This is a genomic window from Polyangium mundeleinium (assembly GCF_028369105.1).
GTDB classification, from domain to species: domain Bacteria; phylum Myxococcota_A; class Polyangia; order Polyangiales; family Polyangiaceae; genus Polyangium; species Polyangium mundeleinium.
On the sequence record NZ_JAQNDO010000001.1, the window covers coordinates 1,416,358 to 1,443,147 of the forward strand.

24 protein-coding genes are annotated in these 26,790 nt (G+C 65.7%); 21 read left to right on the forward strand and 3 right to left on the reverse strand.

Annotation, left to right across the window (positions count from 1 at the left end):
- Positions 1 to 30: 30 nt before the first annotated feature.
- From POL67_RS53475 to POL67_RS05875, 6 genes are all read left to right on the forward strand, one after another.
- On the forward strand, positions 31 to 1,953 hold the full coding sequence (locus tag POL67_RS53475; RefSeq protein ID WP_271916066.1) for an ATP-binding protein: 1,923 nt from the start codon (positions 31 to 33) through the stop codon (positions 1,951 to 1,953).
- A 137-nt stretch (positions 1,954 to 2,090) separates the two neighbouring features.
- The gene (locus tag POL67_RS05855; RefSeq protein ID WP_271916067.1) at positions 2,091 to 4,901 is read left to right on the forward strand and encodes a DEAD/DEAH box helicase; all 2,811 of its coding nucleotides are present in this window, start codon (positions 2,091 to 2,093) and stop codon (positions 4,899 to 4,901) included.
- On the forward strand, positions 4,898 to 6,925 hold the full coding sequence (gene pglZ, locus POL67_RS05860) for a BREX-3 system phosphatase PglZ (RefSeq protein WP_271916068.1): 2,028 nt from the start codon (positions 4,898 to 4,900) through the stop codon (positions 6,923 to 6,925). Before POL67_RS05855 ends, pglZ begins: the two co-directional genes overlap by 4 nt.
- A complete protein-coding gene (locus tag POL67_RS05865; protein WP_271916069.1) occupies positions 6,922 to 7,728 on the forward strand; it encodes a hypothetical protein in 807 nt (268 codons plus the stop codon). Before pglZ ends, POL67_RS05865 begins: the two co-directional genes overlap by 4 nt.
- A 235-nt stretch (positions 7,729 to 7,963) precedes the next feature.
- The gene (locus tag POL67_RS05870) at positions 7,964 to 8,854 is read left to right on the forward strand and encodes a hypothetical protein (RefSeq protein WP_271916070.1); all 891 of its coding nucleotides are present in this window, start codon (positions 7,964 to 7,966) and stop codon (positions 8,852 to 8,854) included.
- A complete protein-coding gene (locus POL67_RS05875; protein ID WP_271916071.1) occupies positions 8,851 to 9,795 on the forward strand; it encodes a viperin family antiviral radical SAM protein in 945 nt (314 codons plus the stop codon). The genes POL67_RS05870 and POL67_RS05875 overlap by 4 nt, the downstream gene beginning before the upstream one ends.
- Here POL67_RS05875 and POL67_RS05880 read toward each other — a convergent pair.
- A complete protein-coding gene (locus POL67_RS05880) occupies positions 9,792 to 11,615 on the reverse strand; it encodes a PEP/pyruvate-binding domain-containing protein (RefSeq protein WP_271916072.1) in 1,824 nt (607 codons plus the stop codon). The two genes, POL67_RS05875 and POL67_RS05880, sit on opposite strands and share 4 nt — an antisense overlap.
- Positions 11,612 to 12,493, reverse strand: a complete 882-nt coding sequence (locus tag POL67_RS05885; protein ID WP_271916073.1) for a hypothetical protein — start codon at positions 12,491 to 12,493, stop codon at positions 11,612 to 11,614. Before POL67_RS05885 ends, POL67_RS05880 begins: the two co-directional genes overlap by 4 nt.
- A 390-nt stretch (positions 12,494 to 12,883) precedes the next feature.
- Here POL67_RS05885 and POL67_RS05890 point away from each other — a divergent pair, with 390 nt between their 5' ends.
- The 15 genes from POL67_RS05890 (at position 12,884) to recA (ending at position 25,909) form a co-directional block, all read left to right on the forward strand.
- Positions 12,884 to 13,141, forward strand: coding sequence for a hypothetical protein (locus tag POL67_RS05890; protein ID WP_271916074.1), 258 nt, complete (start codon positions 12,884 to 12,886; stop codon positions 13,139 to 13,141).
- A gap of 990 nt (positions 13,142 to 14,131) precedes the next feature.
- On the forward strand, positions 14,132 to 15,451 hold the full coding sequence (ltrA, locus tag POL67_RS05895) for a group II intron reverse transcriptase/maturase (protein WP_271916075.1): 1,320 nt from the start codon (positions 14,132 to 14,134) through the stop codon (positions 15,449 to 15,451).
- 454 nt (positions 15,452 to 15,905) lie between these two features.
- Complete coding sequence (locus POL67_RS54110; RefSeq protein ID WP_373372400.1) at positions 15,906 to 16,229, forward strand: JAB domain-containing protein; 324 nt, start codon at positions 15,906 to 15,908, stop codon at positions 16,227 to 16,229.
- Between the two features lie 219 nt (positions 16,230 to 16,448).
- Positions 16,449 to 16,613, forward strand: coding sequence for a hypothetical protein (locus tag POL67_RS05905; RefSeq protein ID WP_271916077.1), 165 nt, complete (start codon positions 16,449 to 16,451; stop codon positions 16,611 to 16,613).
- A gap of 143 nt (positions 16,614 to 16,756) precedes the next feature.
- A complete protein-coding gene (locus POL67_RS05910) occupies positions 16,757 to 16,960 on the forward strand; it encodes a hypothetical protein (protein WP_271916078.1) in 204 nt (67 codons plus the stop codon).
- An 88-nt stretch (positions 16,961 to 17,048) separates the two neighbouring features.
- Positions 17,049 to 17,336: a hypothetical protein gene (locus POL67_RS05915; RefSeq protein ID WP_271916079.1), complete on the forward strand. Its 288-nt coding sequence runs from the start codon at positions 17,049 to 17,051 to the stop codon at positions 17,334 to 17,336.
- Positions 17,323 to 18,000 carry a hypothetical protein gene (locus POL67_RS05920; protein WP_271916080.1) on the forward strand — a complete coding sequence of 226 codons (678 nt, stop codon included), beginning with the start codon at positions 17,323 to 17,325 and terminating at the stop codon, positions 17,998 to 18,000. The genes POL67_RS05915 and POL67_RS05920 overlap by 14 nt, the downstream gene beginning before the upstream one ends.
- 99 nt (positions 18,001 to 18,099) lie before the next feature.
- Complete coding sequence (locus tag POL67_RS05925; protein ID WP_271916081.1) at positions 18,100 to 19,047, forward strand: DUF6744 family protein; 948 nt, start codon at positions 18,100 to 18,102, stop codon at positions 19,045 to 19,047.
- Positions 19,048 to 19,129: 82 nt separating this feature from the next.
- Positions 19,130 to 20,275 (forward strand): AAA family ATPase, encoded by a 1,146-nt coding sequence (locus POL67_RS05930; protein WP_271916082.1) that lies wholly within the window; start codon positions 19,130 to 19,132, stop codon positions 20,273 to 20,275.
- Between the two features lie 42 nt (positions 20,276 to 20,317).
- Positions 20,318 to 21,448, forward strand: coding sequence for a vWA domain-containing protein (locus POL67_RS05935; protein ID WP_271916083.1), 1,131 nt, complete (start codon positions 20,318 to 20,320; stop codon positions 21,446 to 21,448).
- Positions 21,445 to 21,846 carry a DUF6573 family protein gene (locus POL67_RS05940; RefSeq protein ID WP_271916084.1) on the forward strand — a complete coding sequence of 134 codons (402 nt, stop codon included), beginning with the start codon at positions 21,445 to 21,447 and terminating at the stop codon, positions 21,844 to 21,846. Before POL67_RS05935 ends, POL67_RS05940 begins: the two co-directional genes overlap by 4 nt.
- A gap of 72 nt (positions 21,847 to 21,918) precedes the next feature.
- Complete coding sequence (locus POL67_RS05945; RefSeq protein ID WP_271916085.1) at positions 21,919 to 22,257, forward strand: hypothetical protein; 339 nt, start codon at positions 21,919 to 21,921, stop codon at positions 22,255 to 22,257.
- 74 nt (positions 22,258 to 22,331) lie between these two features.
- Positions 22,332 to 23,846, forward strand: a complete 1,515-nt coding sequence (locus POL67_RS05950) for a YifB family Mg chelatase-like AAA ATPase (protein WP_271916086.1) — start codon at positions 22,332 to 22,334, stop codon at positions 23,844 to 23,846.
- On the forward strand, positions 23,843 to 24,778 hold the full coding sequence (locus POL67_RS05955) for a hypothetical protein (protein ID WP_271916087.1): 936 nt from the start codon (positions 23,843 to 23,845) through the stop codon (positions 24,776 to 24,778). Before POL67_RS05950 ends, POL67_RS05955 begins: the two co-directional genes overlap by 4 nt.
- Before the next feature lie 135 nt (positions 24,779 to 24,913).
- Entirely contained in the window at positions 24,914 to 25,909 is a 996-nt protein-coding gene (recA, locus tag POL67_RS05960; protein ID WP_271916088.1) for a recombinase RecA, read from the forward strand.
- Between the two features lie 276 nt (positions 25,910 to 26,185).
- Here the strand turns inward: recA and POL67_RS05965 are convergent, their stop codons facing one another.
- Positions 26,186 to 26,641 (reverse strand): hypothetical protein, encoded by a 456-nt coding sequence (locus POL67_RS05965; RefSeq protein ID WP_271916089.1) that lies wholly within the window; start codon positions 26,639 to 26,641, stop codon positions 26,186 to 26,188.
- Positions 26,642 to 26,790: the final 149 nt, after the last annotated feature.

Genomic DNA, 26,790 nt, shown 5'->3' on the forward strand with positions numbered 1-26,790 from the left:
TCGAGTTCTTTGGAGAGCTAAGTGACTACTGTGGCGAAGAACACGGATACCCAGGCCAAGCTACGTCGAGGCGCCGCCGTCTATCCGCAACCAGTGGCGATGGCGGTCGGACGCCTCGCTCGTGCCCGCAACGACGCGGAATGTGCAGATGGCTGTCTGAAGGCGGCCGAAGTACTGGCTCGGTATCTCGCCGGTATTTGCGTGTCGTCCTTCGCTGCCCGCGAGAGCGCTTGCTCGGATGGGCGCGCGCTTGCGCCACTCGCGGGGGACCTATCTTTTGGGCGCTTCTTGCAGGTTGTGCAGCAGGTCTCCGCGATGGACGTCGAGCATCCATGCCGCTCACTTCTCGCGCCCTTTCGTTCAAAGGGTAAGGGGGCCCAACGTACAAGCGGAATCGCTGACGTCGTCCTCGTGAGTCTTCTAAATTTGCGAAATGAGATCGGGCACGACTTGGTTGGGCTTGGCGCCGCCCGCGCGACCGCCATTGTGCAAGAGCACCGTCCCGTCGAGCGTTTTGTTGAGGCGTTGGACGCTCTGGAGGGGCTGCTTTCATGTCCGCTGTTCGTGATCGACCAGCAACGACTCGAGCGCCGACGCGTCTGGGCTGTGCGAATGTGGCTCATGGGCGATTCTCCGGATCCGGATCCCGAGGAGGTCGAAGTCGAGAATCTAGGCGTCGAGGAGACGAGGGTTCCGTACGTGGCAATTGATGAGCGGCTTCTGCGCTTGGATCCGGTGCTCGCCTGGGCCGTGGTTCCAGCGCGACAGCGGTACAGTATACTCGTGGTCGACGGGGTGACAGAGAAAGGCCTCCGGTATCAGACATTGGATCCGGTGGAGGTCGAACGAAACGGGGCATCCGCATCGAGTCTGGCGGAGCTCGTGGCCGGCCAGCTTAGGCCCGCCGAGCGAGTATTGCTCACCCAAGGTCGGAAGCTTTCTAGTGCTTGGCGAGAACGCAAGGGGCGTCTCGAGGACGCGCTTCAACGGATTGATGGCACGCTGCCCTGGGAGGACTTCGACGCGACGACGCTACAGTGGTACGCGTCGCGCCTCCCCTCCAACGGTTCGGGAAACATGCAGGCACACATCACTGAGCTTCTCTTTGACGGGCGCCGAAGCTTCTCGGTAGAGGAGATCCGGCAGATCCAAATACTCTTTGGGACCGAGGGGGTTGTCCGCCGCCTCATCGGGCGTGGGGTACTGGACCTTCGCGTGCCTGGAGAAGGCGACCAGCGTTGGGCCGAGCGCGTAGAGACCTCTTCGAATATCTTGGCGAGCCTTCGAGTCGCGGTGGATTTTCTTATACGGCATCTTCACATCGAGGGCTCGTCCGTCGACAAGCTTTCTGAGACAACGGGGTCCGCCGACTACCTGGCGATGCGCGAGGCCCTGGTAAATCTATTCATCCATCAGGACTATGGAGACGCACGCGCGGCGGCCCAAGTTGAGATTGGGCGCCAGCGCGCGACGTTCTTTAACATGGGGCACTCGTTGCTCGCTGCAGAGCAACTCGTCGAGGGTGGCAAAAGTCAGGCTCGCAACCCCCTGATCGCAAGGGCGTTGAGACTCATCGGTTTTGCTGAGCTCGCAGGTTCAGGAATCAGTGCGCTTCAGCGAGCTTGGCGCCAATCCAATCGCCGGCCGCCACGGTTTGAGACCAGTCGGGAAAATAATGCCTTTACCGTGCAACTGGATTGGCGCGAGTTGGTGAATGCATACGATGAATTTTGGAAAAGCCGCATCGGCGCACGGCTTACGCCGGATCAAGCCACAATTCTCAATATGGCCCTTGATCCTGCGGGTATCACTCCCGTAGCGGTGGTGTCTGGTACTGGATTGACTCTCAATGATGCCCAGGCGGCAATCCGTGTGCTTGTCGGGCAGGTTCTTCTGACGGAACGCGAGGGCACGTACTTCATCGCCGATCACTTGCGGGAAATTGCCACGTGAAGTCTACGCAGGGAAGCGCTGAAGAGCGCACAAGTATAGCAGTTGCGACACTGCCGTGGATCGTTGTGCGAGAGACACATGGGCTCCTCTGGTACTACGATGTCGCGCGCATGTGTCTCGGAGGGGCGTAAGGCGGCATGCACGTTGGCGAGTGGTGGCACAGCCTCGACTACGACGAGCCTTGCCGTATCGTCGGCATCGAGGTGCTGTGGAACCACACAACATGCGTGGTCTGGCTCCCGCGCCGTGCCAATACGCTCCGCACCCTTCAGAGCCGACTAGCGCCGCTCCGAACTACTGAAGCCAACCTGCTCGATCTCCTTAGCTTCATCAGCGCCGCGGCGCGCATTGCCGACGCCCTTGAACGTGACGCTCTGATCGCGCCGCTCGAGGGCAACGTCATCCCATTGCCTCACCAGCTCCACGCCCTCCAGCGCGCCTTGTCCGGTGATCGCGTCCGGTACCTGCTCGCAGACGAAGTCGGTCTCGGCAAGACGATCGAAGCTGGCCTCATCCTCCGCGAGCTGAAGATCCGCGGCCTGGTTCGGCGGGTGCTCGTGGTCGCGCCCGCCGGTCTAGTCAGTCAGTGGGTCAGCGAGATGAAGACGCATTTCAACGAAGACTTCCGACTCATGCTACCGGTCAATCTCGCGATGATCCGCCAGGTCGCGGGACTTGATGAAGTCGAGAACCCCTGGCGCACCTACGACCAAGTCGTCTGCCCCCTGGATTCCGTGAAGCCTCTCGAGGCCCGTCGTGGCTGGAGCGGTCAGCAGCTCGCCCGCCACAATCGCGAGCGCTTCGAGGACCTGGTCTCCGCGAGCTGGGACCTCATCATCGTCGACGAAGCCCACCGGCTCAGTGGGAGCACCGAACAGGTCGCTCGCTTCAAGCTCGGAGAAGCGCTCGCTGAAGCGGCGCCGTACCTGCTGCTGCTCTCGGCCACGCCGCACCAGGGCAAGTCGGACGCCTTCCGGCGGCTCATTGGCTTCCTTGACCCCGATGCGCTCCCGGTCGGCGGCGCCGTGTCGCGAGAGAACGTAGCCCCTTACGTCATCCGTACCGAGAAGCGCCGCGCGATCGATGCGCAGGGAGCGCCCTTGTTCAAGCCGCGACACACGCAGCTCGTGCCCATCGCCTGGGGGCCGTCGCATGCGGAGCAGCAAGCGCTCTACGAGGCGGTGACTGAGTATGTGCAGGATGGATACAACAGGGCGCTACGCGAGAAGCACAACGCCGTTGGGTTCCTAATGATTTTGATGCAGCGGCTGATCACGTCGAGCACGGAGGCGATCCGCACGGCGCTAGAACGACGCCTACAGGTGCTCGAGCTTCCCGCCGGGCAGCTCTCGCTATTCCCGGAAGACATCGCTGACGACTGGTCCGCTCTGGATGGGCAAGAGCAGTTCGACACGGTTTTGAAGGCTCGCCTTAAGGGACTCAAGAACGAGCGCCAAGAGGTGGAGCTGTTACTCTCGGTGGCACGGCGCTGCGAGGCGCGGGGACCCGATGTAAAGGCGCTCGCGCTCCTTGATTGCGTGCAACGACTGCAGCGGGAGGACAACGATCCTTCGTTGAAGGTCCTGGTCTTCACCGAGTTCGTTCCCACTCAAACGATGCTTGCCGACTTCCTGCGCCAGCGCGGCTTCAGCGTCGTGTGCCTGAATGGCTCGATGTGCCTCGATGAGCGGCGTGAGGTGCAGCGACGGTTCGCCGCGGATGCGCAGGTGCTGGTCTCCACGGATGCGGGCGGCGAGGGCCTGAACTTGCAGTTCTGCCACGTGGTCGTGAACTACGATCTGCCCTGGAATCCGATGAAGCTCGAGCAGCGCATCGGGCGCGTCGACCGCATCGGACAGAAGCACATCGTCCGGGCCCTCAACTTCGCGCTGGAGGACACGGTCGAGCTCCGCGTGCGCGCGGTCCTTGAAGAGAAGCTGAAGCTCATCCTCGAGGAATTCGGGGTCGACAAGCTTGGCGACGTGCTCGATTCCGAGGAAGGCGGCGCTCCCTTCGAAGATCTTTTCGTGCAAGTCGTCCTCTCGCCCCAGGATGCTGAGCGGCGGGCCGCTGCGTTGGTCGAGGACATTCGGCGAAAGGCCGAGGCCGGCCGGGAGGGGACCAAGCTACTGAACCCAACGCCGCAGCTCGATCCCGGCGCCGCGCAGAAGATCGCGAGTCATCAGATGTCGTTCTGGACCGAGCGCCTGACTCTCGCCCATCTCCGAAGTCAGGCGGGTGCTGCCGTTGAACGAGCCGAGGTGGGCTACAACCTTCGCTGGCCGGACGGGCACGAGGTCAAGAGCGCGGTTTTCACCCGCAGGAATGCTGAGCCGCCCGGAGCCGTTCATCTATCGCTCGAAGACGAGCACATCCGGGCGCTGACGACGCAGCTTCCAGTGTTCGCGCCCGGGCAACCCATCCCGACAATGCTCGTTCCCGGCGTCTCGGACAAAGTGTCTGGCGTCTGGTCCTTGTGGCGGATCAGTCTTCAGACCAGCGACGGCCGAGAGCAGCGGTGTATGGCGCTCTTCGTGAGCGACGACGGTCGTGTTCTCGGCCCCACCGCGCGTACCATCTGGGACCGCCTCATCGCTCTCCCCGACGATCTGCGCCTGAACGCGACTGTCCTCGTGAAGGAGGCCGCCGTTTCGACGTTCGAGATGTCACGGTTTGCGGCGGAGGCGCATGGCGGAACCGTTTTCGACGAACTGGCGGGAGCCCACCGCGAAAGCATCCGACGTGAGCGCAAGAAGGGTAGCCATGCATTCACGTCGCGGAAGCGGGTTATCGAGCGCATGGGTTTGCCACATGTTAGGGCGCGCAGGCTGGCGCAGCTCGTGGAGGAGGAGCGCGCCTGGTCCGCGGGACTGGCAGCGCGTGAGGCTGCGCTACCCGAACTCACAGCGATCGTGCTCATGCGCGTCGCTCGTCAGGATCAACCATGACGAGCTGGCGGGACCCGATCCTCTCGCACTTCACGCCGGAGATAGCGGCCGTATCAAGACTTACGATCGTTGCCGATCCAGACCAACTTCTCATGGAGCGGGGCATCGTCGACGGCGTTCGCGAGCGTGGCTTCGAGATCCTGGCCTTCGATGATCATGCGGTATTCCGCTACGCCTACGAACAGCGCTTCCGGCGCGTCTGGGATCGCGGAAAGCCGACCAAGCTCGTGGTCGTGCTGCGAGCCCCACGCGCCGAGCTCGATTGGTTACCCTATGATCTGCTCCAGGAAGCCAAGCGCGAGTCGCGGATTCTCTCGTTCAGCGTAGCCGAACTCTTTCCGAACTTGCAGCCTCATGTGATCGCCGATCTCGATCGCAATGAACTAGAAGCCGTTCATGCAGCCCAAGCGTTGCACCAGCCAGGGCCACTCGGCGTCAATGCCACGCGGGAGTTTCTTCTCCGTCATGTGTTTGAGGTCGTCCCAGAGCTCATCCGGGCGCCGTCGGACCTGCTTCGTGTTCTCTTGAGGCGCCACCACAGTGGACGCGTGTTTCCCGCGTCACTAGACGAGCACCTGATTCGACAGCTGAAGAACAGCCGTCGATGGGACGCTTGGCCGCTAGACCAGATTGTTCCCAATCGTGCGGGCTTTCTCGGCTTTCTCCAGGAGCGCTGGCCGATCTTCGTGAAGCAGAACCGCTTCCCGCAGCCGGACACGTTGGCCGAGCCTCCCGCTTCGGACCCCTGTGGGCTACGCTACCCGGGGCCGACCGACCTTCCCTTCGACCATGACGATGTTCGTGTCTACATGGACAACCTCTTCGTAGAGGGCCTTCTCACCCCGACGAAGGCGGTCTCCAAAGCGAGCGTTAGGGGGACCTGGTTGGCCGTGGGCGTGAGCGGCGACGAGGCCGCACGCGGCCGTAAGCTGCTCGACCTTCTAGAAGACAAGTTTCCTGGTGCCGACTCGGATCACCATCAATGGCTCCAGGCGGCACAACGCTGGGGAGAGGCGCTGGCGGTGCGATGGGCGCTCAAGCCTACGCTTGCCGAGCCCGAGCACCTACGTTTCGAGACTATGCACGAGCGCATCGAAGCCGCGTTCCAGGGGTGGCTTCAGTCGCACTATGCGTCGCTGTCTAGTCTAGCGCCGTGGCCCCGGCCGGTGATGGTGCACCACGTGCTGCGGTTCCTCGCGCACTCAGTGACGGGCACCTCTCCAGCCAAGCGGGCACTGATCGTCGTCGATGGCCTTTCGCTAGACCAGTGGGCCGTAATCCGTCCGGAACTCCCCGTGGGCACGTGGTTGATGGACGAGAACGCTCTCTTCGCGTGGGTGCCAACGCTCACGTCAGTCTCGCGCCAGTCGATCTTTGCTGCCGATCCACCTTTCTTCTTCGCTTCCAGCATTGGAACGACGAGCAAGGAGGAGCAGCACTGGTCACGGTTCTGGGAGGACCACGGGCTTCGAAAGAACGAGATCGCGTATTTGTGCCAGAAAGATCAGGAGCACGACGACCTCTTGCTGGAACGCGTCCGCGAGCACGCAGAACAACCGAAATGCAAAGCCTTGGCGATCGTTGTGGGCACTGTCGACCAGATGCTACACGGCGTGGTGACCGGCACGGACGGGCTGCACGCGAGCGTGCGCCACTGGGCCCAGCGGGGGTGGCTCGCGAAGCTCCTCGGGATGCTGCTCGACGCAGGCTTCGAGGTCTCGCTCACTGCCGACCACGGGAACATCGAGGGCCAAGGCATTGGCAAGCCGAATGTCGGTGAAACGGTGGAGCAACGTGGTGAGCGCGTTCACGTGTTCCGGGATGATCGCACGCGCGACAACGTCGCGGGACAGTATCCAGGAACTATCGTGTGGCCAACGATCGGTCTGCCAGACGAGTATCTGTCCTTGATCGCTCCTGCCCGTCGAGCGTTCATCAACTCGGGGAAACGAGCGGTCGTCCACGGCGGCGTATGCGTGGAAGAGGTCATCGTCCCGTTCGTTCGAATTACGAGGACGCCATGACCCAGGGAGAGCGACGAACGATCGGGTTTGACCGTCCGGTTCAACTCGAGTGGCTCGATGCCCTGGCCTATCGACTCGCCGCTGGAGCTTCCGCCAAGGAGGCTCGCGAGGTCATCTGGAACCTGCTCGACGGCGTCGTCGCCGGAGAGACGCTCCAGAGCGCCCGGGGGAAGACTCTCACTGTCGTCTCACGCATTTGGTTGACCGTGCCACCCGGCGTGAGCCCAATGCGCGACGCCGCGTTGTTGCTGATCCGTCATGCCTCTGTGGAGGAGCGCCAGGCTATCCACTGGGCGCTGATGTCGGCAGCGTACACATTCTTCGTTGACCTCGCATCGAGCATCGGCAAACTTATCGCGCTAAACGGTGAAATCTCGCTGTCGCAATTGACGCGGCGGCTGGTCGAGGTCTGGGGCGATCGCTCGACCTTGCGACCCGCCGCGCAGCGCGTTGTGCGGTCGATGATCCGGTGGGGCGTGCTGCGGGAAGGCGAGCGACCGGGCCAATACCTTCCGCCTACCAAGCGCATCGTCGTGTCGGCGGAGGTCTCTGAGCTTCTGCTCGAAGGGCTCCTCCTTGCCGCGGGAAGAGGAGGCATGCCGCTCAGCCAACTTCTCATGCATCCGGCCGCGTTCCCATTCGAGCTTCGATTTGATCCAACCCGCCTGCGGAAGAGCGCGCGGCTGCGGCTTCACCGGCAGGGGGACCAAGCAGATTATGTCGAGCGCGAGGAGACGCGACCGGCGTCATCCGCCAGGGCAATACCGAAAGAGCGACCAAGGGCAGCGAGGCGAGGGGGCTAGCATCGAAGCGAGTCATGGGGCCTCGAGAGCGTACGGAGGTGTTGCGGGCGCGAGACGTGGGGGCGTTGGAGGGCGTATCCTGAGGCGCTCAGGGGGCGGGCGGTTGCGTATTTTCACGAGCGGCGCGAAGAGGGCGCGCTCCGTGTTCGCGCGGCGGATCCTAGACATGGTCCGGCTTCCTCGCTGTATCGTGAGATGTCATACGTATCAAGAACCTGCCAGAGCAACACGGATTATGCTCCCCCACCTCACCGTCCCCCGCACCACCCCCGACCTCGACGGCCTCGCCTGTGCCATCGCGTACGCCGAGCTCCTCCTTGCCGAGTCGATCCCCGCACGCCCTTGGATCGCCGGCTCTCCCGACCCCGAAGCCCGCTTCGTCGTCGACCAGCTGGGCATCCCCCTCGACCACACGCCGCCGCCAAACGACTGCGCCTTCATCCTCGTCGACGCCAGCGACCTCCGCGGCATGCCCCCGTCGCTCGACCCTCTCCGCGTCGTCGAGGTCATCGACCACCGCCTGCACCACCGCGCCGCCGAGCTCTTCCCGAACGCCGCCCTCTGCATCGAGCCCGTCGGCGCGGCAGCGACCCTCATCGCCGAGCGTTACCCCTCGCTCGGCATCCCCCCGTCGCCCCTCGCCGCGCAGCTCCTCCAGGCCGCGATCATGTCCAACACCCAGGCCCTACGCGGCACGATCACCACCGAGCGCGACCGCGCGGCGTACCGCACCCTCGCGGCGCTCTTCCCGCTCGACGACGCGTTCATCGCAGCCCAGTTCGACGCTCGCCGGCGCGCCATCCTGCTCGACCTGCGCGCCGCCATCGCGCTCGAGCGCAAGGACTTCGATCACGCGGATGGCGCCTACATCCTGTCGCAGCTCGAGTTCCCGGGCGCGCGGCATCACGTCGACGACTGCTTGCCCCACGTCGAGCAGCTCGGCTCGCGAGCCATGCTGAACCTCGTCGACGTGGAGGACGCGGTCTCGCTCCTGCTCGTCCCCGATCCGACCTGCCGCGCGTGGGTCTCCCGTCGCGCGGGCCTTCACTTCGACGGCCCTGTCGCAATCTCGCCTGGTATCCTGCTTCGCAAGCAGATCGTCGCCCGACTGGAGGGGCGGTCATGACGCGAGCAGAAAATTGGAAGAACGCAGGCCCCGGTGGGCTCCCCGTGCCCTTGAACGTCTCGTGGCACCTCTGGCCCGACTGCGATCTCGCATGCACCTACTGCTACGCGACGTTCCGCGACATTCCGCGGACGCTCAGCAAGAAAGAAGCGATCCGCGTCCTCGATCTGTTTCGCGAGGCCGGGACGGAGAAGGTCACGTTCGTCGGCGGCGAGCCGCTGCTCTGTCCGCACATCGAAGAGCTCATCGCGCACGCGAAGAGCATCGGCCTCGTGACCATGCTCGTGACGAACGGCACGCGGCTCGCCAAGGAGCAGCTGCTTCACCGGATCGTGCCGCTGCTCGACTGGGTCTCGCTCAGCATCGACGGGAGCACGCCCGAGCTGATGGCCGAGATGGGCCGAGGAAATGCGGCCTTCTGGAAGCATTGTATCCGCTGCTGGAAGAAGCTCTCCGAGTACCCGCACCTCCGCCTGAAGATCAACACCGTGGTGACCCGGCAGAACGTGCACGATGACATGCGCGCGCTCATCCGCGAGCTCCGCCCCGCGCGCTGGAAGGTGTTCCAGGTGCTGCCGGTGAAGGGCCAGAACGACGGCAAGGTCGAGCCTCTGCTCATCAAGCGGGAAGAGTTCGACACCTACGTCGCTCGGCACCGCGAACTCGACGCGGAAGGGCTCGGGCCCGTCGCCGAGGACAATCGCGCGCTCACGGGCACGTACCTCATGCTGGATGCGCTGGGCAGGCTCTTCAGCAACAAGACGGGCGAGCACGTTTACACGGAGTCGGTGCTCGACGTGGGTGTCTGGGAGGTCGTGCGGCAGGTGGGCTGGGACGTGGAGGGGTTCCTCGAGCGGGGCGGGATTTACGGCTGGAAACACGACGCCATCCGTCCCGCAGCCGAGGCGCTCGTCCCGCTGCGACGCCGCGGACCGGGCTAAAGCTTGCGCAGCGTCGGAGCAAATCCCGGGCTGACGTCGAGGACCACACGATCGCCGTCGGACACTTCCTGTCGCACGTTTGGCAGGATGAACCCCGGCACGCCGTGCTCGCGCATCACCACGGCGAGGTGGCAGAGCAACGAGCCCTCCTCGAAGACCATCCCGAGCGTGCCGGGCGGCGCTGCGTAGACGATCTCGTCGAGCACGTGGAAGGGCCTTCGCGCCACGAGGATCAGCGGCTCGCCAGCGCCTCCGCTCGCGGCGCTGCGCGTGTTGTGGATGTGGCGCTCGATGCTCGCGCGCACAGCGCTCGGGTCGTGATCGACGAACTGCACGCGACCGACGACGCGCCCCTCGCAGATCACGTCGTCGCGCAGAGAGCGGGGAGCAACCGCGTTGCCCTCGTAGAGATCCACCAGGAAAAATTCGCCCGCAGGCGTATAGCCGAACTCGATCCCGGCCTTGGGATGATGCGTCGCGAGCCGCTGGGCGATATCGAAGATCTGCTTCCTCTCGGCGGGCGAGAGCTCGGGAGGGTCGTCGACGGGTTCTTCCCGAACGTTCCCATGCTCGACGACCGCCTGCGTTGCCTGTTTTCCGAGACGCACGGATCGCACTACGCCGCCGGGGCCGATCCGGTAGGTCGTCGCGTCGGCGATGCCCTTGCTGATGAAGTGGCCATGCACGATCTCGACGACCACGTCGCCCTCTTCGCGTCGGACCGCGATACCCGTCCGCGCCGTGGGTTGCAGCTCCTTGAGCAGGAACGCGAACCACGCGTCGTGTCCTGAAAGCTCCTCGATCAGTGCCCGAATGCAAGCCTCGGCAGCGTTTCCTGCGCCAAACTTTCGGACGATCTTGTCTTGCCAGCGAAAAGGGACGAGCAGCACCGCAATGAGCTCTCCCCACGAGCGCAAAGCCTCCGCTACCGCCGCAACATGCTGGGCCTCAGGCTTCTGGCACACCGCGACAAAGCCTCGCGAGATCGGGATGTCGAGCTCCTCTGCGAGGAGCCGAAGCGTCACCTTGTCATGCCGCCGAACAGCATCCGGCAAGCGCGCCGCATGCGCTCGATCCACGGGAACGAGCTCGATCCCCGGCTCGCCACGAAGTCCACGAAGGCCGGTGATCGGTCGGGCTTGCAGCGCGATCACGTCGTGGTTCACGAGCGCCCATTCGACGTCCGTGGGCCCTCCCACGGCCTGCTCTGCACGACGCGCGAGCTTGTCGAGGGCGTCGAGCCCATCGACGCCGAGGCGCGCCGCGACGGCCTGTCGGCCTTGCTCATCGAGCGAAACACGCAGCTCCGGCGCGGCGCCGTCGACCAGATTGCGCAGATGTCCCTGCACGACCTCGATCACGGCTGCACCAACACCGTCGCGCGGATCCCTCGTGAAGAGCAGCCCGGACCATTGCGGGTGAATCATCTGCTGAACGATGACGGCAGGGAGTCGTTCAGCGGCTTTTGCAGCCTGGGCCCGCATGGATCGCCCTGAGCTTCGGCACCTTGCAATGGCCTCGAGCACGCGCGCGGCCGTCGCTTCGACATCGAGCTCGGATTCGAAGAGCCCCGCGAGGGATCGAGCACCGCCGTCCTCGAGCGCCCCCGACGAACGGACCGCGACCGTCACGCAGCCGGACCGCTCGACGAGCGCGCGCAAGGCTTCGGCGATCTCCGCCTCGGAAGGCTCCTCGCCCGCGAGAACCACAAACCCATCGGGCACGGCCACGCCGAGGCTCCGCAGCCGGAACAACCCCGCCGCCTTCCCGCCAACCCGCTCGGGCACGCTCCCGGCTCCGAGCTCGACATATGCCGTCACGAGGCCCCCGCGCTCAGCAACTCGCGCACGTACGCCTCCACGGCGGAGGAAAACCGCGCGCCGTCGACGCCCGCCCTGCGAAGCTCGACGATGCGAGCCGCGAGCGGGGAGGCGAATCGTTCCATGTAACTCTTGATCTGCGCCGGCTCGAAGAGCGGCCGCCCATCCGTCCCGGCGTCGTTCCCGCTCATGACGCAACGGAGCTGGCGATCTCCCTCTTTCCAATCATCGCCGAGCAGATCGGCCATCTCCGCCTCGGTCCGCACGTGGTGAATGGGAAACTGGTGATTGATTCCGTGGTCCTTCGAGAACCGCAGATAAGCGTCGACCGCCTCCACGGTCTGGTTGGCCTTGCGGCGCGCGCCGTGGTGGAGCTCCTTTTCGCCGGAGATGAGAACCTTCGCGCCGAGAGCCTCCCCCAGGACAGCGCGCATTGCATAGAAGTGAAGGTGGCACCCGAGGCAGGGCGTGAAGAAGCCGAACGTACGGGAGAGATCATTCAGGAAACGCGCGTTGAGCATCCGCCAGAAATCGACGTCCTCCAGGCAAAACCACGGTGTCACGCGCACGCCCGGGAACGCGCGACCCACGTGGTCGCGCATCCGCACCCAGTTGTCGTCGTAGACGCTCCAGTTGCCGTACCTCGTCGGCACGACGTCGGCGACCGGGATCAAGGTCGCGACCTCGCGCCCGCGGAGCCACGCCATGGCCGCGGCCACGCTGTCGCGTCCGGCGAAGTCTGCGAGGACGAGCGGCATCGGGGCGCCCGCGAGGCTGTCAACGACGTCCGGCGGCAGAAACTCCTCGATGGTCCGCTTCCCAGCGAGGGCGTCGCACAGGTCGACGAAGCGAACACGGCGGGGAACGTGGTCGTACATGGGGGAAGCTCCGATCTCCAGGACGCCTCACCAGGATGGCGCACACCCGCCAGCCCTGCGGGAACTTGGCATGATGGCAAACCACGCAGGGGAGGTCAAACCCTCGTCTGTCGGCGGGCGGCTGGCCGCACACTTGGATCGGTCGGGGTCGGAAGGGGACCACTACTCCCTCGTGCTACAAGGCAACCTCATGCCGCGCTCATCCCTCTCACGGGCATCGACACCCTCATCGCCAGGCTGAGCTCGCCAGGGGAGCGCGCGCTGGCGACGGAGGAGCTCGCGCGAATGGGTCCGTCAGCGATTCCGTACCTCGTGGATGCTGCCAGGGGGACATGGAGGAACGCTTGGGGCGCTTCCTGCGAGAACGACCAACAGATCCGCTCCGGAGCTGTGATCGCCTTCCGCAAGATGGGGGCGGCGGCATCGGAAGCGTTGCCCGCGCTCATCGCTCTCCTATCGCACCCGTCTGCCCCACTTCGCCGGGAGCTGGTTCATGCCTTCGCCCTCATCGCAAAGGGGAGCAACGAAGCGGAGGCTGTGGAGCAGTGTGCGGCGGCGCTTGTGCAAATGCAGAATGATCCGGATGTCGAAGTGCGCTACGAGGCCATGTGCGCCATCCGTGGGCGGGTGCCTGTACGTGAATTGTGAGGACGGCACGGACGCACGCCCCACCCCCTGCGATTGATGCCGCCCGCAGCTCGTACTCCACCATCTGCCGCCCGAGCACCCGCCCCGGGCGAGTCGATGACCTGCTCGTGCCAGCGCACGTGCACCGTCTCGTACATCGACAACAGCACGCCCCAGACCACGTGTCGCCGCACGATACGTGGCTCAGTGCGGACGCGGAAAGACAAGTCGGATTCAGGCGCGTCCACTCGGATCAGGGTATGTCGTCCGCGTCGACGAGGCCGAAGCGGACCTCCGCGGCCTCGACCTCAACGGCCTCCAGCCGAACAATGTAACCTGTCGGCAAATGGGTGAATGCTCGTGGGATAAGAGCCATGGTGCGACCAGGCAAGTCTGGTCCGAAAGGAATGAGATGCGATAAACTCATGAAATTCGGTTTGCCGTCCGGCGGGTGCGATCCCCGCCCGGCCAAGGGTGGCCCGCCCAGGCCGGTAGCGAGCCTTGCGACGGTCACGGTAACGCGGCCGGCGATGCGTAGGTGCGCGAGCGTGCGGGCCGTGGGGAATGCAGCCACGAAAATTATAATCATTCCGGGGGCCGAGGGCGTCATTGCACCCGAAGGCGACGGTGAACTTCCCAGAAGTGGGCAAGGGAAGGGCACTCCCGGCGGGGTGTACGACCACGGCACGTAGGAAGGGGACGGTCCAGAGACCTGGGAGACCCGCGTTCCTCTTCGGGAACAACCGGTGCCACGGAGACCCGGTGATCAATCTCCGACGCGCCGCGCGCTTGCGGATACGCGCGCGGCCGGCCGAAGCCATGCTCGTGGCTCTGCACAGAAGAAGTATTCGCACCGAGGTAGGCAGCAGGCAAGGGACAACCGGAGCCGATGCCGACGGGAACGCGGGAGTCGGAGGGCTGAATACGAGCGATGACGTCGGGGAACGGGGTAGCGCCCGGACCCGGCCGAGCAAAGGCAGCCCGTGTTGGTGTGAACTTCAGGAGGGAACCATGCCCGACGCATTGATGTCGGAGAACATGTCACCGGGACTGTTGAAGGTAGCGGAAAGAGCGAGAAGGGAGCCCGAAGGACGGTTCCACGCGCTGGCCCATCTCATCGACGGGCCAGCCCTGGCACGCGCGTATCGCCGCATGCGGAAGGATGCAGCGGTGGGGGTGGATGGAGTCACGAAGGAGCAGTATGGGCTGGACCTGGAGCGCAACCTCCAGGGCCTGCACGAACGGCTGAGGTCGAAGCGATATCGGCACCAGCCGATCCGGCGTGTCCACATCCCCAAGGACAAGGGCAAGACGAGGCCGATTGGGATATCGGCGTTCGAGGACAAACTGGTCCAGGACGCCGTGCGCGAGGTGCTCGAAGCGATCTACGAGCAGGACTTTCTGGACTGCTCGTACGGCTTCAGGCCCGGACGCAGTGCCCATGACGCCATCCGTGCCCTCGACCGGCTCGTGTACAAGGGCAAGGTGGGGTGGATTCTGGAGGCTGACATCGTGTCCTTCTTCGACAGCGTGGATCGCACCAAGCTGCTGGAGATGCTCCAGACTCGGGTGGCCGATGGGTCGCTCCTGCGGCTCATCGGCAAATGCTTGCACGTGGGTGTGCTCGACGGCGCGGAGTACTCCGAGCCGGAGATCGGCACGGCCCAGGGGTCGGTGCTCTCCCCGCTCCTGGGGAACATCTATCTGCATTACGTGCTCGACCTGTGGTTCGATCGCGAGGTCAAGCCGCGTACGCGGGGTGAGGCGCACCTCATCCGCTATGCGGATGATTTTGTGATGGTGTTCGAGCGCCAGGACGACGCGGAGCGCGTGATGGAGGTGCTCCACAAGCGGATGGGGCGATTCGGACTGACCCTTCACCCGGACAAGACTCGCCTGTTACCCTTCCAGCGGCCACCGGCCGCGCAGACGGGCGGCAAAGGTCTGGCGACGTTCGACTTCCTCGGGTTCACGCTGTACTGGCGGCGGACCTTGAGAGGTCAATGGCAAATGGCGTGCAAGACTCGGTCTGCTCGCCTTCGACGGGCAGTCCAGTCCGTCGCCGACTGGTGCCGCCGCTATCGGCACCTGCCGGTCAAGGTGCAGCATGCCGCGCTCAAGAGGCGCATCCAAGGGCACTTCAACTACTTCGGCGTCAACGGCAATGTTCGCAGTCTGCTGTTGCTCGTCGAAGAAGCCAAGAGGGCCTGGTACAAGTGGCTCTGCCGTCGGAGCAATCGGGTGCGCCTGAATTGGGAGGGGTTCGGCGAGATGCTGAAGAGCCTGCCTCTGCCCCGTCCCCGCGTGATAGTCCGAATCTGGGGGACGTAGCCGCAAGCCACATCAACGGAAGAGCCGGATGGTGGAAATCTCCTTGTCCGGTTCCGGCGAGGGCCCCGGGGGAGTGATCCCCCGGGGCTACTCTACACAAGCCGTAAAGGAGATCCCACTCGTGGCAGACCCGCCCGACGACAATCCTTCATTCCCTGTTACCGAGATCCAACAGCAGGCCACCGAAACCCTCCTCGACCACGTGCTCGGACGCCCCGGCGTCGCAGCCCATCTCCTCGAAGCCCTCGGCAACCTTGCCGCTCTCGCCCGCCTCTCCCCCGAAGCGCTGACCGAGCGCTTCGCCCTCACCCCCGACGAAGCCACCCGCATCCTCGCCGCCTTCGAGCTCGGCCACCGCCGACTCATCGAAGGCACAGACGCACCCCGCATTCTCTCCTGTCAGGAGGTCGTCGCTTGGGCCCACCCGCGACTCGGGCACCTCGTTCACGAGGAGATGCACCTCCTCGCGCTCAGCGGTCAGGGCGGGCTTCGCGGAGCTCGCCTCATCGCACGAGGCGGCCTCCACGCGCTCGCGGTTCGTCCCTCCGACATCCTGCGAGCCGGCCTTGAGCTTGCCGCGTCCGGCTTCGTCCTGGTCCACAACCATCCGAGCGGAAATCCGGACCCCTCGCTCGAGGACATCGCTCTCACCCGGCGCGTGCAGGAGTCCGCAGACCTGCTTGGGATGCCGCTCGTCGATCACGTCATCGTGGTCGCGTCAGGCAGCTTTAGCTCGTTCGTTGCGAACCAGTGGGCGAGCCAGCCGGCCTCGCAATAATCGCGAGAGTGCGGGGATAAGAATCACGAGGAACCCCTCAACCCTGGAGGTCACCGTGATGTCTCGTATCTCCCGCTTCCTTCGCGACCCCAAGGCGGTCAGCAAGGCGCTTCGCATCGCAGCGGCCGTTATCACCCTGGTCGCGCAGATCATCACCATCTGCCTGGGCTGAGGAGCCACCTCGTCCCGATTCAATCCGAAAGATATACAGGAGAACCCATGCCCATCACGCCCAACGCCGCCCCGACGAACCCCGAGAACCCCGGCGCCTCGTTCATCAAGCGCGTCATGGCCAATGATTCGGCGAAGAAAGGCGCCGCCGCCCTCGTGGCCGGTGTCGTGCTCGCGGTCGTGACCGAGGCCATCTGGCCCTCCAACTCGTAGCCGACATCCTCGGCGAGGCGCTGTTCGACGAACTGCGGCGCCGCCTCAAGGACATCGCGCCCGTCGCCGATGAGACGCTCGAATGGCTCCGTGAAGCGGCACGTCCGCTACCGGGCGTCGAGCTCGTCAGCGAGGACGGGGCCATGTTCACCGGGGTCGTGTTCGTCGAGCGAAACCGGCCCGTGGCCATGCTGGCATTCCGGCATGCGCCGACGCGGCATGCGCCTCGATACGGTCCACCCCAATACCCCAACCAGTACCCGCCTCCCAATCAGCGCCACCTCTTCGACGAAGACGAGGAGGAGCCGCCGCCGGCCTGGAGGCCCAGCAGGTTGTGGGATCGCTGAAACGTTCATCGTCCGTCGACCAGGGCGTCCCGCTGGCACGTAGTGACGTGCTCCGGGGCGCCCTTCTGTTTCCGGAAAGGAGATTTCCATGCGCGTCAATGGCCGCACGCTTCGCTACTCCACCCTCGCCGAGCGGCGGATGTTTCTCTCGCTCGGCATCACGGAGCTGCGCGTGCCGCGTTCCATGAACCCGTATACGGTCGCCCGGCGAATCGCTCGGGCGGCGAAGAACAACACGCCCGATATGGAGTTTTTCAAGAGCCTCGCCACGCAGGCGAGGCGGGCGCCGGACCAGGCGCCGGGGCCGTCGCCGGACTTCGATCGGCCCGAGCCCGTGCTGCCGGAGCCGCACGAGCCGCTCCATGCCGCGGCGTAGCAGCCTCGAAGAGCTGCGGTGCGCGCTTCGGATCGCGGAGCCGAATACGGAGAGCCTCAGTCGGTATCTCGAGGAGACGTCCGAGCACGTGGCAGCTCTCCTCGGGGTCGAGCGCGAGGCTCTCGAGCAGCTCCTCGGCAAACCCGACCGTGAAGTGGGGCCGAAGCTCGAGGCCCTGCTTCACAGGCGAGCAGAAGCGCAGGAAGTCAGGCGCGCGGAGCGGGCGGCTCAGATCGCCGGCTCCGCCGCCGAGCTTCTTGCTCGCACCGCCGTGTGGCACGAGGGGCGGGCGCACCTCGACCCGAGCATTCTCTTCGGTGCCATCCTCGCGGATGTGGGGCACAAGTTCATCGCGTTCCACGGCGGACGTGCGTTCGAGGTCCGCATGCTGCGCCATACGTTGTGGAGCGCGGGCGAGGCGCTCTCCCAGCACGACGACCTCGTCGTCTGGGCCGATGCCGAGGGGCTTCACTTCCGCTGGAAGAACGGGCGGGGCGGTCTGAACCTCCTTTCGCAGCACGTGCCCGCGCGCGACATCGCGTACGGGCTGCACGTGTATCTCACACCGCCCGTGCAGCGGACGAGCGTGCACCGGACGCAGCGGCCAGCGCGGCGTCCGGTCTCGCTGGGCGATGAAGTCGTCAACATGACGCTCTTCGCGTAGTGCCTGGTAGATCGTAATACCGCGACGAACCACGTCTGCGGTGCCCTCTCTTCGGACGGCATGCCTGCAAGGCATTGCGTCCTCTCTCCGGATAACCCCATGACCAGCAGCGCTGCTTCGACCCTTTCCCGGTCCCAGCGCCGTGTCGCCGCCGCCGGAGGTCGCCATATCGGCGACATCGTCGGATGGAACACGGAGCGCATCAATGTCTCCCGCGAGGATGCTCGGAAGCTCCTCGAGCCCGAGAAGTTCGAGCATCTCATCGTGGATATGGATCCCGCCACGGCGCTCTCCCGCGCCGCCGGTGAGGTCAAGCGGCCGGCGAACATCCTCGTCCGGCCGTTCTCCCGCCCGAACGTCGACACGCCCGCGTCGTTCGGGGTCTATCTCCAGAACAAGAACGACGGCGAGAAGGGCGACAGTGTCGTTTGCGGCGCGCGGTGCCGCGTCGATTCGGGCGGCAACCGTATCGTCTCCCTGCCGCCCGAGGGAGGCGCCGGGCTCGAGGCCGCTCTCGCGCATGCCGAGAACATCGCCGCCCACGCGAACCACCTCGTCACGCATTGCGAGACGCGGGACATCTCGAATGTCCTCGTCGCCATGGTGAAGGCCCTTTCGGGTGTGCCCATCCGCAACCGCGGCGGCCTCTACCTGCTTCCGCCGCCGTCCTGCGGCACGTGGAAGCGCCTCAAACCCGCGCTCGAAGAACTGCGCGTCGAGCCCCTCACCATCGAGATGCACGACGCGCCGGACAACGTCGCCGTCGCGAAGTCCGCGGCGCAGAGCGCGCTCGAGTCCGACATCGCCGAGCTCCTCACGGATCTCGAAAAGGCGAAGACCGACGGCATGCGGCAGGACGCGCTCACGCGGCGGGTGCAGTTCTGCAACGAGCTCGTCGCCAAGGCCGAGCTCTACCGCGGCGTGCTCGCGGGGGTCTCCGACAAGATCACCACGAAGGTGAAGGAGCTCCAGGACAGCTTCCAGCGCCAGCTCTCGGGGGGTGGGAGCAGCAGCGGGCCGTCGTTCTCCATCGCTGTGAACGACTGATTGCACGACAAACCGGCCCCGTCTCGGGTGACACCGGGGCGGGGCGCCGCCGCGGCTTCAACCAGTCGCGGATTTCCACAACATGAAAAAGAACGGTTCCATCGACATGGGCTCCGTCCGCGCGCGGTTCCGTGCCGTGCGTGATGGGCTCAATGCGGCTTTTCGGGAGCGCGAGGACGCGATCGAGTGCATCTTGCTCGCCGCGCTTGCGCAGAGCCACGCGCTGCTCGTCGGGCCTCCGGGCACGGCGAAGAGCGCGCTCTTCTTCGGCTTCCTCGCGTCGTTCCCGGACGCGCGGAAATTCCAGACGCTCGTCACGAAGTTCGGGACCGAGGACGAGTATTTCGGCCCCGTGAAGCTCTCGGCGCTCAAGAACGACCTCTGGGAGAGGAACCTGGATGGCCGTCTCGCGGCCGTCGAGTGCGCCTTCCTCGACGAGGTGTTCAAGGGCTCGGACAGCGTGCTCAATGCCTTCCTGAGCGCGATGAACGAGCGGCTCTACAAGGGGAATCCCATTCCCCTGCGGCTGCTCGTCGGGGCCTCGAACGAGCTGCCCGAGGAGGAGATCCTCGCGGCGATCTACGACCGTTTCCTCTTGCGCGACGTCGTCGAGTACGTGCAGGCGGATGCGACGTGGATGCAGCTCGTCGCTGCGCCGCCCGAGTACAAGCCCACGGCGCAGATCGCTCTCGCCGAGTGGGATGCCGCGTGCAAGGACGTGCAGCGCCTCGAGCTGCCCCAGCGTGTCGTCGAGGAGCTGCTCCGGCTCCGTACGGCGCTGAAGGCGGATGGTCTCGTCCTCTCGGATCGGCGCTGGATCGCGCTCACGCGCGTCCTCAAGGCCGCGGCGTGGCTCGACGATGCGCCCGCGGTCGAGCTCGATCACCTGTCCGTTCTGAAGTACGGGCTCTGGAACAAGCCGGAGGATCGGGCGCGTGTTGTCGCCGTGCTGCAGACGGTGGACCGCTCCGTCGTCGCGCAGGCCATCGATGTCGTCGACGAGGCCCTCAAGGCGTACGCCAATCGGCCGACCGACGCGGCGGCCTACCAGACGACGCTCCCGCAGCTCGCCGACAAGGTCACGGAGGCGGGCAAACGCGTGCAGGACATGCTGAAGAACGGCGTGTCGCGCCGCGCCCATGCCCGCATCCAGCCCAAGCTCGACGAGCTGAAGAAGGCCCACGACGCGCTCACGGGCGACCTCTCGAAGCGCTACCAGCTCTCGTAGGCCATGGGCTCATTCCTGCAAGCGAGGCGCCGGCATCTCACCTTGAAAGAGGCTTCGCGTGAAGACGCGCAGAAGGCCGGCGACCTCTGGAATGCGATCGTGGGTCTGGGCAGGGATCCCCCTGCAAAGACCTTCGCGGAGGCGGTGCGCGACACGGTGCCGCCCGAGCACATGGCCTTCCTCGCCCTCGATGAGGTCGGCGCAGCCTACGCGTTCGATCTCCTCTGGAAGGCGGGGAAAGACGTCCCGGAGGGGGCCTCGGCCTTCGAGATGCGGAGCGCCGCTCGTGAGCAGTGGGCGGCGTTCGACAAGAAGGCCAAGCAGGCCAGGCACGTCTCTGATGGCTTCGGATGGGACCTCGCCGCGGCTTGGGCGCAGGTGCGGGAGGTCGAGACCGCGCAGGGAGACATGGATCGGGTCGAGCGTATTGCTCGGCTGGCAGGTCGTATGTTCGCCTCGCTCCGCGGTGCCCATGCGAGCAAGGTCCACGGGGTCTCGGGCGAGGTGTACTCGGTTGAACAGGGCAATGACGTCGCCCGGCTTCTGCCGGCGGAGACGGTGCTCCTGACCGAACCCCAGCTCGAGGTTGTGACCCTCGAGCGAATCGCCTCTCGCCGGGCTGCGCAGTATGCGGTCCGGGGGACCACGAAGAAGTCGAAAGGGCCGCTCGTGCTCGCGCTCGATGAATCGGGCAGCATGCACGGGATCCGGAACGAGTGGGCGAAGGCCGCTGCGGTGGCGCTCGCCCGTGTCGCCTCGGAGGAGAAGCGGCCCGTGGCCGTGGTGCATTACGCGACCTCGACCGTGGTCCAGATCGTGAAACCGAACGACGCCGCCGGGGTGGTGAAGATGATCTTGCACTTCCTCAGCGGAGGGACGGCCATCGGTCTGGCGCTCGGTGTGGCTGTCGACCAGGTGAAGGCGCTCGCGCAGAAGGGCCAACACGGCGCCGACATCGTCCTCGTCACGGACGGCATCGACCGGCACGAGGAGGAGCAGAAGAAGTCGGTCGACGCGGCGTCGAGCATCGGCGCGCGGCTCTGGACGGTGGCGATCGAGTGCTCCATCCCGGAGGACTCGCCGCTCCGGAAGAAGGCCGCGCAATACACCGAGCTCAACGACAAGGCGATGACCGAGGGCTCGAGCATCACGCTCCTCGCGGGGGCAACGTGAGCGACGAAGACCATGATGTCGGTGGAGAGTTTGTCCTGATTGCGGCTTACAGCCGCGCGCAGGCGCTCGAAGACGGCACGCTCGTCGACGTCACCGAGCTCGCGAAGCAGGCTGGAATCAAGGCGCCGGTGGCGCTGACGCGCTCCGTCTGGGAGAAGTACGTCGAGCTGTCGCCGGCCGCGGAGCAGGCGGGGAACGACAAGACGGGCAGGCTCTGGGACATCCTCTGGATGTTCCGCTGCGCCGCCCTGCAACGGCCGGATGAAGTCGAAATCCGGTACCAGTTGTATGTCATCACCGACGCGATCGAACCGTCTCTCGTCGAGCTGAAGGCCATCATCGGCCCCGGCGACGACGGCGAGGCGGTCATCACGATCCTCTTACCCGAAGAGGACTGAGCGACAAACCAACAACAAGAATGCGGCGTGCGGTCCTTCCGTGCGCCGCATTCGCTTTTTCAGGGGAGACACATGTCGTCCAAGCAGTCGCCCACGAAGAACGCGGAGACCGAGGAGCAGGATCGCGTGGAGGAGTGCATGGCCTCGTTCGCGCTCGCCAGCGACGGGCACGTCTACATCCACGAGGACGAGCTGCCCGCCGACAAGCGGCGCGGGCGGAAGGAGTGGCGGGGCGTGCGCCTCACGCGGGCCGAGACGGAGTTCTTCGCCGAGGAGGTCGAGCTCATCATGCCGAACGTGGCCGTCGCGCTGCGGAGCGCCATCGAGAAGGGCAAGCTCGGCGGGCAGGAGCTGACCGAGGGCGAGCCGATGAGCACCGGCGGGTCGAAGCAGGAGTCCGGGGACCTCTGATCACGAAGGGCCCGGGGGCATCTCGCCTCCGGGCCCTCTTCCTTCCACTTCAATCACTCCAAAAGGAGACCACTATGGGGACCAATCCCCTGCCGGAGAAACCTCTCCGCAGCGAGGTTTTGTCCATCGCGCTCACCGGTCTCGTCGCGACGCTGGTCAGCATCGTGGTCACGATCGAGGCAGGATCGAGCGCCGTCGAGCTGATCGGCCTCGCGGAGGCCAGCGTCCGCGATACCAAGACCCGCGTGCTGTCTGCGCTTGCGAGGCTTGGGAAGTGGCTCGACGGCTACAAGGTCAAGGTCGAGTTCTCCCCGGCCGGCACCCGCAACGACGGAATGCTCGACCTCGCCCTGGCGACGGCGCTGCTCATGGCCCTCGAGCAGAAGTCGCTCCCGCGCATGGTCATCATCGGCGAGCTCGCGCAGACCGGCGCCGTTCGCCCCGTGCGGGGCGTTCTGCCCGCATTGCTCGGGGTGAAGGACGTGTCGCGTGCCATCGTGCCCTGGTCCAATGGCCCCGAGGCGTCGAGCGTGCAGCACATGGAGGTGCAGGTCGCGGCGCACCTGCAGGACGTGGTCGACTCGCTGCGAGGCGCGGGGCAGCTCCAGTTCGCGCGTGACTTCTTGAAAGCGCCTCCGCTCGCGGAAGTCGACCTCGCGGATATCCAAGGTCTCGTGGACGGCCGTCGTGCCCTGGAGATCTCGGCTGCCGGCCTCCATCCGCTGCTCTTCATCGGCTCGCCTGGGTCAGGGAAAACGATGCTCTGCCGGCGTCTGCCCACGGTGATGCCCCCGCTCACCCGCGAGGAGGGGCTCGAGGTGACGTCGATTCATTCGGTGGCGGGCCTGCTCCACACCTCCCAGGGGCTCCTCACGCAGAGGCCCTTGCAGGCGCCGCATTACACGGTGAGCGAGGTGGGCCTCGTCGGCGGCGGCCTTCCGGTGCGACCTGGGCAGGTGTCGCTCGCGCACCTCGGCGTCTTGTTCTTGGACGAGCTGCTGGAGTTCAAGAAGCGGACGCTCGCGGTGCTCGATGGCGCGCTCAAGGACGGGCAATCGGTCATCTGCCAGCGCCAGACCCGCGTGGTCTTCCCGGCCCGACCGCTCACCGTCGCGTCGGTTCTTCCGTGCCCGTGCGGCTTCCACCGCACGAAGGACAGGACATGCAAGTGCCCGCCGGAGCGCATTCGGGCATACCGCGAGCGGCTGCGCGGTGCCGTGTTCGACCGCATGGACATGAAGGCGATCCTGTCCGGGGACGAGCTCAAGGGCAGCCGCAGCGAGTGCTCCGCGGACATGCGCGCCCGCGTCGTCAAGGCGAGGGACGTGCAGAAGAACCGCTTCGAGAAGCTCGTGGTCACCGAGCCGGTGAACGGCCGGCTCAGCCTCGCGGACCTCGATCGCGTCGCGAAGCCGGACGACAAGGGGCAGCGCATGCTGGGGCAAGCCGTGGAGCGGCTCGGGCTCTCGGCCGAGCTCCACGCGAAGGTGCTGCGCGTCTCCCGCACGATCGCGGACCTCGACGGCAGTAACGCCGTCCGGGCCCATCATATCGCCGAGGCCCTCAACGCCGCCCCGCTCGTCACATGATGACCATTGTCGATTGCCTGCGGGGCGGACGCCATCTCGCCACCGCGGACGCGCACGGCAACTGCGTCTTGTGCGGTCGGGAGAAACCCACCAGCGGCGAGCGCTTCATCGCAGAGTTCGAGACCGACGCCGTGGGGAAGTACGGCTTCAAGCTCCTGGGCCGTCTCCCGGGCGTCGAGCTCGGGCACCGCCTCATCGAGCATGAGGACACGCGGGAGGTCTACCTGGCCTCCACCATCTGCATGACTCTGGGCGATGAGCAGGAGCGCCGTGACGTTCTTGTCGACGACGCGCCTGTCTTCTTCGACCCAACCTGGGACGAGAACACGCTGGTTTTCTGGGTCGCGGAAGATCTGGACCTCACGAGAAGCGAAGCGCGGGCGCGCCTCGTGAGGTGCGGTCTCGTGCAGAGCACACCCGCTCCCGCGCACGAGCCGGGGACCTGCCAGTGCCCAGGCTGCCGCCCGGACATGTACGTCAAGGGCAGCGCGCGGCAGAACAGGCTCGTGGCCATCGAGACCGAAGCGTGGCCGGACGAGGCGTGCCCGGATTGTAATGCCACGCCGAACACGCCCTGCACCGAGTCGTGTCCTCTCCGCGCCTACGCCGAGGAGCTCAAGAAGAAGACGGTGCGTCCGGGCGACGCGGGCGAGGCCGATACGCTAGCGCCGCCCACCAGCAAGCAGAACGACGTGAGGCCCACGGAGCCCCCGCAGGTCCGCTGGCACGTCGCCTACCGCTGCGCCGACAAGCAGGTCATCCTCGACCAGAACAAGCTCTTCGTCGCGGAGGCCGTCGAGGGGGCTGCGGAGCTCGTCGCCGCGGCGCCGGAGCTGCTCGACCTCGTGGACGATCTCCTGGGCGATCGCCAGCGGGATCGGCGCATCCCCGAGGCGCTTGCGCTCGTCGAGCGGCTACGCGGGGCAGCGTGAGCGACGTCGGGGCCGAATAACAACACCTGCTTCAATGCAGCCCGAGTCCGGTCGTGCCGCTTGTTCGGCTCCCGGATGCATGAACGTGCGCACCCCGCTCGGGAGGGGCGCGCTTTCTTTTGCGGACCAACGACCATGCAGCACATCAGCAACGCGCTCAAAGGCGCGCTCGCCACCATCGAGAAGCAGTACGGCAAGGGCGCCATCATGACGCTCGGAGGCGCCGACTCGGACCGCAGCGTGCGCGTCCTGCGCACGGGCTCGCTCGCGCTCGACCAGGCCCTCGGCATCGGCGGCTACCCGCAGGGGAGGATCGTCGAGATCTTCGGGCCCGAGTCCTCGGGCAAGACGACGCTCACCCTGCATGCCCTCCACGAGGCCCAGAAGCAGGGCGGCGTCGCGGCCTTCATCGACGCCGAGCACGCCTTCGATCCGGGCTACGCCCGCAACATCGGCGTGGACACCGATCGGCTCCTCATCTCCCAGCCGGACAACGGGGAGCAGGCCCTCGAGATCGCCGAGACCCTCACGCGCTCTGGCGCGGTGGACCTCGTCGTCATCGACTCGGTCGCGGCGCTCGTGCCCAAGGCCGAGCTCGAGGGCGACATGGGCGACACGCACATGGGCCTGCACGCGCGGCTCATGAGCCAGGCCATGCGCAAGCTCACGGCCACCGCCTACCGCACGGAGACCCTGCTCATCTTCATCAACCAGCTCCGGCACAAGATCGGGGTGACGTTCGGCAACCCCGAGACGACGACCGGAGGCAACGCCCTCAAGTTCTACTCGAGCGTGCGCCTCGATGTCCGTCGCATCGGAGCGTTGAAGGTCGGCGACGACGTGGTCGGGTCGAAGACGCGCGTGAAGGTCGTGAAGAACAAGTGCGCGCCGCCGTTCCGCGAGGCCGAGTTCGACATCCGCTGGGGGACGGGGATCGACATCTCGGGTGACCTCCTTGACTTCGCCGTCGCCCAAGGTGTCGTCGAGAAGAGCGGGGCCTACCTGTCCTTTCGCGGGGAGACGCTCGGCCAGGGCCGGGAGAAGGCGCGCGAGGCGATCAAGGGGCCGATGGGCGTGGCGCTTCGGAGCGCGGTCGAGAGCGCGCTCGCGCAGCGGACGGCGGCGCAGTAGGTCGGGAGGCCGGCGTGGACGCGGGGGGCGTCGATCGCGTTGGCGCGAAGAAGTAGACCAGCGCGTCGTTGGAGTCGCCGAGGCAACTCGCAGGACTTCTGACGCGCGCTCAGTCCCCTCTCGGAGGGCTCGTGTTCACGGAGAAGCAGCCGGGGGCCAAGCGGGTCGCCCTCGTGGGCTGCGCCGCGCTGAAGAGCAAGAGGCCGGCGCCAGCCAAGGACTTCCTGCACGGCGGCGCTCTTTCGCGCAGCAGAACGGCCCCTCGACGCCTCTACCCTATAGGACGCGCAGTAGCTCGGCTTGCGTGATCCCGAAACTCGCCGCGACATCCCCCACAGCGTCAGGCCAGCCCTCCGCGTGCCCTTGTCGACCATCCGCCTGGTTCCAATTCTTCAAGACCTGGTGCTGATATTGATGCACCATTTCGTGCCACAGCTCCGAGCGCCACATCGGCCACTCATCGGTGTGGCGGTCGAAGGTGCTCGGCGGGAATGTGGGCTGAACTGCGCTCCATGCGTCAAGATCGCCAGGCTGCTCGGGAAGTACAATGCGCGTCGGCGTGTAGCCGGGCGTTGCGTTTCGCTTGTCGGTGCCGTGTGCCGTAACGCCTCCGTTCCCGCTGTCATCGACTTCGTACACATCGAGCGGGAGAGGCGAGAGGCCGAGACGAACGACGAGGCTGTCGTACTCAACCTGGATCAAGACCTGGAGCTGAACGATCGTGACGGGCACCAGAGCAAGCGTACACGAGGCCCCATCGGCTCGCAAAGGTGCGCGAGGATTGCAGCTTCTGGATCGTCTCCACCGGCGGGAAGTGGCGCCGAGCAAAAGCTCTGCTTTTCCACTTACTCGCGAGCAGCATCCAGAAGCACTGGGAGGGG